Genomic DNA, 8,473 nt, shown 5'->3' with positions numbered 1-8,473 from the left:
ATCGCTGGATTCTCGAGGTGCAACGCTGGCGAGACGAACACTGGGACGCCTGCCTCGACGTGCTCAAGGAACGTCCGCGCCGCCGCCGCTTGCAAACCGTTCCGGCCAGGGTCATGCAGATGATGAATGAACAAGGGCGTCAACGGTGCGGTTAAGTTGGCGCTTATGGGATCGGCCCGGCCCACTCCGGTAGGCTCGGCAGGACGATCTTCGCCGCCCCCATCCAATGCCCCGCCCGTTCCTCCTTGGGCAGACCGAGATGCTTGACGGTCGCGTTGTAAACGTATCTTGAGGTTCCGAGCCACTGCCGAAACAGGCTCTTCTGTTCCGTCGTCGGGTAGATCCTGATTCGTTTTGCCTTGGTGGCTTCGCCGCCCGTGCATCCGGCCAGCGAAGTGGTGAAGGATGGCGAGTAGATCGGCGGTGAGTTCGGCTTCTCGGGATTGCTCCACCGGCTGATCGAGAACCACGACGTCGCCGCCGTTGCGCTCGACGAGGAAGGCGATAAGGTCGAAGCCGAAGCGGGCGAGTCGGTCACGGTGGGCAACCACAACCCGGAGCTTATCGCCGCGCAGGAGTCGTTCCAGTAAGGCACGCAGTCCTTTGCACTTGAAGTTGAGTCCGCTGCCGATGTCTTGGACGATTTCCGCGTGCGGGTAGGCCGTGCGCAGACGTTCGACTTGTCGAACGAGATCGTCGCGTTGCTTGGCACGGCTGACACGGGCATAGATGACAACGGTGGCAACGACAGATCGCCGCAGGTAGGCATCCACGTCAAAGAGACGTTGCCCGGCGGAATTGCGGATGGTGGGGATGATTCCGTGGTCGGCATAGCGGCGGAGCGTGTTGGGATGCAGTCCGAGTTCGGCAACGGCCTTGCGTAAGGGGACGTAGGCCATGCGTTGAGCGAAAGTGTGTAAAATTAATCTTATGGTAGCGTATTGCTAACTGTTACGAAACCTTCCTTTGGTTTGTCTGGTGGAAGATGAATGTCAGTCGCAATTTTGCGATGGCTCGACGGGTTCCGGGCTTCCATCGCCGGGAGCCAGGGCGGCACTTCGGACGCCATACTAAAGTGTCCTGGACAGGCGGTCCACTTGACTCACCCAGTTTCGGCACGGGTTTAGTGCTGACGTTGGCCGACCGGTTCCGTCAGCGTGTCGATTTCCCGAAATCCCTGGGAAGTGTCGAAACGGGATCATGCGATGTTCCCGCCATCGGATGCCACGGATCAAGAGCATTCGCGACTTCCGGTCCTTCAGAAAACGTCGGCGGCCAGTCAAGAGGCCGGTGGCAATTCAGACGCACCTCGACAGGAGGTGCCGGTGTTCAAGCTGAAAACCTTTCAGTGGAATCCCGAAACGGCGATCGATGACCTGCATTGAGGACAGATGGATCGATGCGTTGGTCCATCTGAGGCGCGGTTGATCGGTGACCAGCCGTCACTGTGCGGTCCGCCGTGACGGAATGGGTTGACGGCGGTGCGACATTATTCTGGGCGCGCTCAAGACCATCTTGCGTGCGCTCGATCCATCGCCCCAAGCATCGAGCGGACCGGCGCCAGATCGCGCGCGACGATCACGCCAGGGGTTGCAGGCGGTCCTGTGGTCGAGCGAGGGATAGAGGGCCGGGGTTCCTCGCGGATTGAAGCGACCGCCGTGCCGTGCTGCCCCCATCGACCGATCAGGAATCTCAGCCCGCCCTTTGACGGCGCTGGTCACCTCGGCGCATTCATTGTCTCGGACCATTTCAGCGGGTGTTCGAGGATAGGTCTTGAGCATGTCTCGGCGCCGTGGGTCATCGACCCAGACACCTCGTGCTCGACGCGCATTTTATGACAGTCTTAATGTGCTAAATAACTGTGCTATATTCGCACCCCATCCTGAATCCTCGGCGGGCGCAGCCACATGCTTTTCCCGATTCAATCACCCCTAGATCCCATCTGCGTCCTTCAGGCGACCGCGATCCGTGGTCGATTCGAGGGACTGCTCGGCGAGATCCGGATCGAGCAGACCTTCGCGAATCAGGAGGATCTGAACATCGAGGCGGTCTTCACCTTCCCGATACCGGCCGGGGCGGAACTGCTGAACCTGGAGATCCAGATCGCCGAGGAAGTGTTCGAGGGACAGGTGCGACTCCGGCAGGAGGCCGAGGAGACCTATGAGGAAGCCATCCATGGCGGCGACAGCGCCATCCTGGTGCAAAGGGTGGGATCCAGTCTCTTCACGGTGAACCTGGGCAACCTGCAACCCGGCCAGACCGCGCGGCTGCGCTATCGCTATGCCCTGCTCTCGAGCTGGAACGATGACTGGATGCGGCTGCTGTTCCCCACCACGCTGGCGGAGCGTTACGGCACACCCAGCGCGGCCGGGTTGGATCCGCATCAAGTACCGCTGATCGCCGAGGAGGCGCATCACCGCTTCAGTCTCGATCTGGAATTCGGCGGCGCGCTGCGGGAAGCGGTCGTGGATTCGCCCTCCCATGCACTGCGGGTCACGGCGGAGGGCGACCACCAGCGGGTGCGACTGGCGGAGGATCTCGCGGACATGGATCAGGATCTCGTCATCCGTCTCCAGGTTCCGCCACTGTTGCGCGCCTCCACCGGACTCTACGCGCCGGACGGAGAGGGCTGGATCGTCCTGGCCAGCCTTCAGCCGACTCCGCCGGAGTTCATCGATCCAGGCGGTCATGATTACCTGTTGATCGCCGATCGCTCAGGGTCCATGGAAGGGGACTCGATCGCCCAGACCCGCGAGGCCCTGCTGACGATCCTGGATCGCCTGAACCCGACCGATCGCTTCAATCTGATCTGCTTCGGCACTGAGGCATACGCGCTGTTTCCCGACTTGCGGCCGGTTCGCCCGGACACCCTGGCGCTGGCGCGCAAGCAGATCATTTGGTTCGACGCCGACCTCGGCGGCACCGAAGTGGGAAACGCGCTGCGACTGGCCTACCGACAACGCCAGCACCAACCGCTGGATATCCTGCTGGTCAGCGACGGCCAGATTTGGGATGAGGAGGACGCCGTGATCGAAGAGGCCCGGCGCTCCGGAAACCGGGTCTTCACGGTTGGGGTTGGCTTGGCGGTGGTCGAGGAGTTGGCGCGCGGGCTGGCGGCAGCGACCGGAGCCGCCAGTGTGCTGGTCCATCCCAACGAAGCGATGGCCGCCTACATCGTGCGCCACTTCGAGCGCTGTCGTTACCCGCGCCTGGAGGTCTCGCTAACCTGGCCGAGCACACCCGCCTGGCAGTTGCCCGCCGAGATCGGCACGGTCTTCCCTGGGGATACGCTCCATCTGTTCGCCTGGCTGCCGGAGCGACCTCAAGGGCCAGTGACGCTGCAACTGCGGTCGGGGTCGGGCGAGCACGCAACGCACATCCTGTACCTGGAGCCCTGGCCGGTCGCGGAGACCAATGACACCCTACCGAGATTGGCCGCGGCCCGTCGTCTGGCCACGCTATCCGAGGAGGAGGCCATCCAATTGGCCCTGGACGCAAAGCTGGTCACCCATCACACAGCGTTCCTAATGGTCGACCGCCGCGCCGGCGCAGTGGCCGGAGCCTTACCGCCGATCAGAATCGTGGCCCATCAAAAGGCCGCTCAACGGGCTAGTGCCGGCGGCGGCCGTGTGGTCGGGACGATCCCATTCTTCTGTCGACGCAGGAGTGGTGATAAAGGCGGGGCTCTCTATATAGAGATCGTGGATGATGGCGACACCGATACGCCGGACGATGACACTGTGTTCCACTCAAGTACGCAGTTCATCAGCCGGGACTATACCCGGAGCTATTACAGTGATCTCTACAGTGGCGTCGAGCAGGATTATCTGCCGATTCCACGCTTCCTGAAACATGTGGCCCGATCCAGGCGGGCGTCAGTGAAGATCAAGGAGGCATCGACGCCGTCTATTCTGACCGCCGCCAGTCTCCTTCGCTGGCTGAAGACGCATTCGGGACGCCCGACGGTCGGGCCAGCGCCATGGTTCCCAGACCTGGACATGCTTGATCGCTTGGGCCTCCCGCTGGATCTGCTCGCCGCCTTGCGCGCCCTGGTCGCCGAGGGCGAGGCCGAGGAGGTCGTCCTGGCGACCCTGTTCGAGACCCTGCGGCAGCATGGATCCGCCAGCACCTGTCACCCCCAAATCAAGGGTGCCGTCGGTGTTCGTATCAGGCACCCGATCTCGGCGGAGTTGATGGCGCGGATCGAGCCGCTGGTGTCGGCCTGGCGCGCGTTGGGGGGGTGAGAGCGTTGACTGAGGCGGAAGACAGGAGTCGATCGTTATCCGTGAGATCGTTCCTGGGATCGCCAAGTTGCAATCGGCAATGCCACTGCGACCGGAGTCATTTCAGACGTAACAGATATAATATAATCTTTTAAACGACTAAACGTCACGATTACGCCATACCATTCTATGTGCCCCATCCTCTCGCCAACCACCCGGAACGCCCTGCACCTGCTCGGCGGTCTGATCGAGGAGGGTCGCCTGCGCAAGGGCTGGTCGCGCGAGCAACTGGCCGAGCGGGTGGGCGTGGGCGTGCTCACCATCCGCCGGATCATCCGGGGCGCGCCGGGCGTCGCCATCGGCACCTATTTCGAGGCGGCCACGCTGGTCGGGATCCCGCTCTTCGGTCTCGAACCGACCGGGGCGCTGGAGCGTGAACTGGCCCGTCAGCAGGAGAAACTTCAGCTCTTGCCGGGGCGTATCCGTCGCCCCGACCTGGACCGGCTCGACGATGACTTCTGAGCGTCCGGATGACAACCGGGGGGCCTATGTCTGGATCTGGCTGCCGGGCGCGGTGTCACCCGTGGTCGCGGGCCGACTCCAGCGCGAGCGGCATGGCGGTTATGCCTTCGCCTACGGTCGTTCCTACCTGGATCGGGCCGAGGCCATCAGCCTCTTTCCGGACGAACTGCCGTTGCGACCGGGCGTCCAGCGGCAACGCGACGACGACCTCCCCTCCTGTCTGCGCGATGCCGCGCCCGACGCCTGGGGCCGCCGGGTCATCGTCCATCGACTGACCGGACAGCGGGGTCAGACGGCCGCGCGGGTCGAACTCAATGAACTGACCTATCTGCTGGAGTCGGGGTCGGACCGGATCGGCGCACTGGATGTCCAGGCGTCAGCATCCGAGTATCGAGCGCGCGAGGCCACCCTCGCCAGTCTGGACGAACTGGCGGACGCCGCCGAGCGGTTGGAGCGTGGCGAACCCCTGTCGCCCGAACTGGCGCTCGCGCTCCAGCACGGAACGTCCGTCGGCGGCGCCCGACCCAAGGCGCTGCTGTCCAGCGAGTCCGCCCGGCGGATCGCCAAGTTCTCCACCAGCACCGACCTCTTCAATCTGGTCAAGGCTGAATATCTGGCCATGCGACTGGCCAGCCGGGTGGGCCTGGATGTCGCGCCCGTGGTCCTGACGCGCGCTGAACCGAGACGTGCTGCTCATCGATCGCTTCGACCGGCGTCGCACCCCCGCCGGCTGGGAGCGTCGTTTCATGCTCTCCGCGCTGACCCTGCTGGGGCTGCGCGAACTGGAAGCGCGCTACGCCAGTTACGAGGATCTGGCGCACCGGGTGCGCCGCGACTTCAGCGATCCGCGCCAGACGCTCGAAGAACTCTATGGGCGGATGGTCTTCAACGTTCTCTGTGGCAATACCGACGATCACGCGCGCAATCATGCCGCCTTCTGGGATGGCCAGACCTACCGGCTCACGCCGGCCTATGACCTCTGTCCGCAACTGCGCACCGGCGGCGAGGCCAGCCAGGCCATGCTCCTGACCGGACAGCGTCGCGACAGCCGACTCGTCACCTGTCTGGCCGCCGCGCCCGCCTTTGGCCTGACCCACGGCCAGGCACGGGGCCTGATCGATCATCAGCGCGCGACGCTGGACAATGCCTGGGACGAGGTCTGCGACGAAGCCGGATTGAGTCGCGCCGAGCGGGACACGCTCTGGCAGCGGTCGTTTCTCAATCCCTATTGTCTGGAGGGCTATCCGGCGGGGTAGCGAGCGGATCACATGGGCGTCAAACCCTGATCGAGAGCCTGGAACAATCTGTCACTAACGTCGTCACGTCTGCCATAAGTAGATTTGCCGGATTCAGCGACATTAGATAAATTCATCTACAGGCCCTTCGCCCATAGTAAGCGTTCTGACCCACTGCTCTGCTGACTAGGCAGCAACCGCCGCTGGCAGGATCGGAGCCGGATGCCCTTGGCGGCGCTCGGTCATCACCTCGGCGATGTAGTTCCAGGGTGACAGCCCACGCTGCCGGCAGGTTTCGATGACGCTGGCCAAGGAGGCGAACACGCGCGAGCCTTGTGCGTTGCGCGTGCCATCGCTGATGCGCCGGGCGATCACCCAATGGCGCAAGGCGCGCTCGGCGACATTGTTGGTCAACGGCAACTCGGGGTGGTCGAGCACCACCCAGAAGGTATCCCAATCGTTGAGCCGCTCGCGGGCGAGCGCCCGCGTCTTGGCATGCGAGGACGCGGCCTGGGCCAGGCACAACGCCAAGAGCGCGTTCAAGGCGGCGGCGTGTTGTTGGCGTAACGGCATCGGCGGCGGGCCTTCGCGGGCCGCGTAGACGCCGGCCATGACCCCTTCGAGGTGCTCGCGCAGGGTGCGCCCGAAGCCTTGTAGCCGACAATCCAGGCTCTCTTCCAGGCCACGCGCCTTGCGCAGTAGATGGGTCAGACAGCGCAGGCGGTTGTCATATTCGCGGTAGGCCCAGTCGCCATCGCTCATCAGCCAGCCGTGAAAGACCTCCCCGAGCACGCCGTGGAGCCGATCCTGAGAGCGGCGCCCGAGGCGAAAGACGGTCGTGGTGGCGGTGGCGAAGACCCACAGCCACAGCAACTTGCCCTGCTCCTTCCAGCGGGTTTCGTCGGCATGGAGCAGTTCGCTGGCACGCACCTCGGCGAGCAACGGTTCCTCGACCACCGGCGCGACCGCGCGTCCGGCCTCGTGCAGGCACTGGTTGATGGTGGCGACGCCCAGCGAGAGTCCCAGCCAGTCGGCGAGGAACTCTTGGATGCGTCGGCGCGACAGACGCATGCGCCGTGACAGCGCGCAGATCCAGGCCACCAGCAGGGGGCCGGCCAGATGGCGCTCGCGGAGCGCGACCGTCCACTCGTCCTCTGCTCCCTGATGACCGGGGCACGCGTGCGTCCAGTGCCCACAGCCACAGCGGCGGGCATGATAGAGGTGCTTGATCTGGACGACGTCCAGGGCGGTGCGCTCGGCGCTCGGCAGGATCCGGTCGATGACGTCGTGGGCGCTGTGCAGGCGCGCGCCGTGGGTTGCGCACAACGCCTGCGCGCAGACGGCGCAGACCTCGGGATGATGATGGCGCTCCTCGTGCACCGCCAGGCGCTGGGTGCGCCCATGACCTCGGGTTCCAGGACGCCGACCCGCGCGGTTGGGCGCGGTTGCGCGCGATGAGGTGGGATCGGCGTCCTTCGCGGGGTCGTCTGCTCCCGCCTCGGCCTCGTCCGCGCGGCCAGACGCGGCTGGCTCTTCGCCAGACGCCTCCGTCGGCGCCATCCCCTCCCAGGGCGCGCGGCTGCTCGGCGGTCGCGAGCGGTTGCTCGGGTTCTGCCCAAGGCGCTCGTGCGCCTCTTTCAGATCCGCCAGCAACTTCACCGACAGCACGCGCAGGCGCCGCTCCTCCAGTTCCTGGAGGTGGGCGTCGTCGAGTTGGGCGAGATCATCGAGCGAGAGGTGCATCGGGCCGTCGGGTCGGTGACTGACCGCTACTCCGTGCCAGCGTCGTTTAAAGCGCGAGTTTGCCATCGTGCCGGCGTTGGTGCATAAATAAAGTGCATACTAATCAATTGGTTGCTTTGCAATTCTGGGGGCAAAAGCGGCTATTTTCTCGCATATAAGCGATATCTAATGAAGAATTCTCTTTATTTTCATGGCTCTGCGCGCGTTATTTATGCACCAACGCCATTACAAGTCGATAATGATCGTGATCTGCGCGAAAAACTCGTCCCGATTCTACGGAACAATGTTCCTGTGATTTTACAGGAAGTCATCGCGGGCCCCGACACCAACCATCTCAAATATTGCAGTTATACATCGTCCGACGGCAAAAGATTCGCCGAGTTCACGCTTCGAAAAATTCGTCAGTATCCGGTCCGCTTTGGCGTTGGCTCCGCGGTGGAAAGCATCCAAAATGCGGAATTGATCAAAGAGGGAAGAAAATTATTTTCAGGGATTGGCTTCAAAGCACCCCATTACACACAACTCCCCGTGTGCGGGTAAAATCGATTTGAGCATTCACGTTCATTGGGGATCGCATGGGCTGGGCAGAAGACGAATTTCGCGGGATTGATCTGGGCGACGCACGCCGCGACCGACGGGCGGTGCAGTTGGTCGAGCGCTTGGCCGAGCGACCCACGGCGAGCCTTCCGGGCGCGTGCACTGGTTGGGCGGAGACCCAGGCGGCGTATCGCTTTCTGTCCCAGGAGACGT

The 8,473-nt window shown here is 63.5% G+C and carries 7 protein-coding genes and 2 pseudogenes; 5 read left to right on the top strand and 4 right to left on the bottom strand.

Annotated features, from left to right (window positions below; genetic code table 11):
- Window positions 1-163 precede the first annotated feature (163 nt).
- The 3 genes and pseudogenes from CCR95_RS26210 to CCR95_RS26200 all read right to left on the bottom strand — a co-directional run bounded on the left by CCR95_RS26210 (window position 164) and on the right by CCR95_RS26200 (window position 1,676).
- On the bottom strand, window positions 164-343 hold the full coding sequence (locus tag CCR95_RS26210; RefSeq protein ID WP_420825632.1) for a helix-turn-helix domain-containing protein: 180 nt from the start codon (window positions 341-343) through the stop codon (window positions 164-166).
- Window positions 344-407: 64 nt separating this feature from the next.
- Window positions 408-899: pseudogene (locus CCR95_RS26205) on the bottom strand (IS607 family transposase); the annotation flags it as partial.
- Window positions 900-1,442: 543 nt separating this feature from the next.
- Window positions 1,443-1,676: an RES domain-containing protein gene (locus CCR95_RS26200; RefSeq protein WP_420825631.1), complete on the bottom strand. Its 234-nt coding sequence runs from the start codon at window positions 1,674-1,676 to the stop codon at window positions 1,443-1,445.
- Window positions 1,677-1,907: 231 nt separating this feature from the next.
- On the opposite strand from CCR95_RS26200, the gene CCR95_RS00680 reads away from it, so the two are divergent.
- The 3 genes and pseudogenes from CCR95_RS00680 (at window position 1,908) to CCR95_RS00670 (ending at window position 6,001) form a co-directional block, all read left to right on the top strand.
- A complete protein-coding gene (locus CCR95_RS00680) occupies window positions 1,908-4,244 on the top strand; it encodes a VIT domain-containing protein (RefSeq protein WP_201090957.1) in 2,337 nt (778 codons plus the stop codon).
- A 168-nt stretch (window positions 4,245-4,412) separates the two neighbouring features.
- The gene (locus CCR95_RS00675; RefSeq protein ID WP_201090955.1) at window positions 4,413-4,745 is read left to right on the top strand and encodes a helix-turn-helix domain-containing protein; all 333 of its coding nucleotides are present in this window, start codon (window positions 4,413-4,415) and stop codon (window positions 4,743-4,745) included.
- A pseudogene (locus CCR95_RS00670) lies at window positions 4,735-6,001 on the top strand (type II toxin-antitoxin system HipA family toxin). Before CCR95_RS00675 ends, CCR95_RS00670 begins: the two are co-directional and overlap by 11 nt.
- A 165-nt stretch (window positions 6,002-6,166) precedes the next feature.
- On the opposite strand, the gene tnpC reads toward CCR95_RS00670, so the two are convergent.
- Window positions 6,167-7,723 (bottom strand): IS66 family transposase, encoded by a 1,557-nt coding sequence (gene tnpC / locus CCR95_RS00665; RefSeq protein ID WP_201090953.1) that lies wholly within the window; start codon window positions 7,721-7,723, stop codon window positions 6,167-6,169.
- Between the two features lie 168 nt (window positions 7,724-7,891).
- Between tnpC and CCR95_RS00660 the strand changes: the two genes are divergently transcribed.
- Together CCR95_RS00660 and CCR95_RS00655 are read left to right on the top strand one after the other, a co-directional pair.
- Entirely contained in the window at window positions 7,892-8,263 is a 372-nt protein-coding gene (locus CCR95_RS00660) for a hypothetical protein (RefSeq protein WP_201090951.1), read from the top strand.
- Between the two features lie 35 nt (window positions 8,264-8,298).
- Window positions 8,299-8,473: IS4/Tn5 family transposase DNA-binding protein (locus CCR95_RS00655; protein WP_201090950.1), on the top strand; the 175-nt coding region annotated here is incomplete at its 3' end.

This window comes from Thiocystis minor (assembly GCF_016653465.1).
Lineage (GTDB): Bacteria > Pseudomonadota > Gammaproteobacteria > Chromatiales > Chromatiaceae > Chromatium > Chromatium minus.
Note: the sequence above shows the minus strand (reverse complement) of the source record. Positions and strands in the feature narration are given on the sequence as shown.

What these genes read in the sequence shown, in the direction of transcription:
- tnpC (WP_201090953.1), bottom strand. Translation starts at nt 7,723, where the DNA reads ATGCACCTCTCGCTCGATGATCTCGCCCAACTCGACGACGCCCACCTC.
- CCR95_RS00660 (WP_201090951.1), top strand. Translation starts at nt 7,892, where the DNA reads ATGAAGAATTCTCTTTATTTTCATGGCTCTGCGCGCGTTATTTATGCA.
- CCR95_RS00680 (WP_201090957.1), top strand. Translation starts at nt 1,908, where the DNA reads ATGCTTTTCCCGATTCAATCACCCCTAGATCCCATCTGCGTCCTTCAG.
- CCR95_RS00675 (WP_201090955.1), top strand. Translation starts at nt 4,413, where the DNA reads ATGTGCCCCATCCTCTCGCCAACCACCCGGAACGCCCTGCACCTGCTC.
- CCR95_RS26200 (WP_420825631.1), bottom strand. Translation starts at nt 1,676, where the DNA reads ATGGGGGCAGCACGGCACGGCGGTCGCTTCAATCCGCGAGGAACCCCG.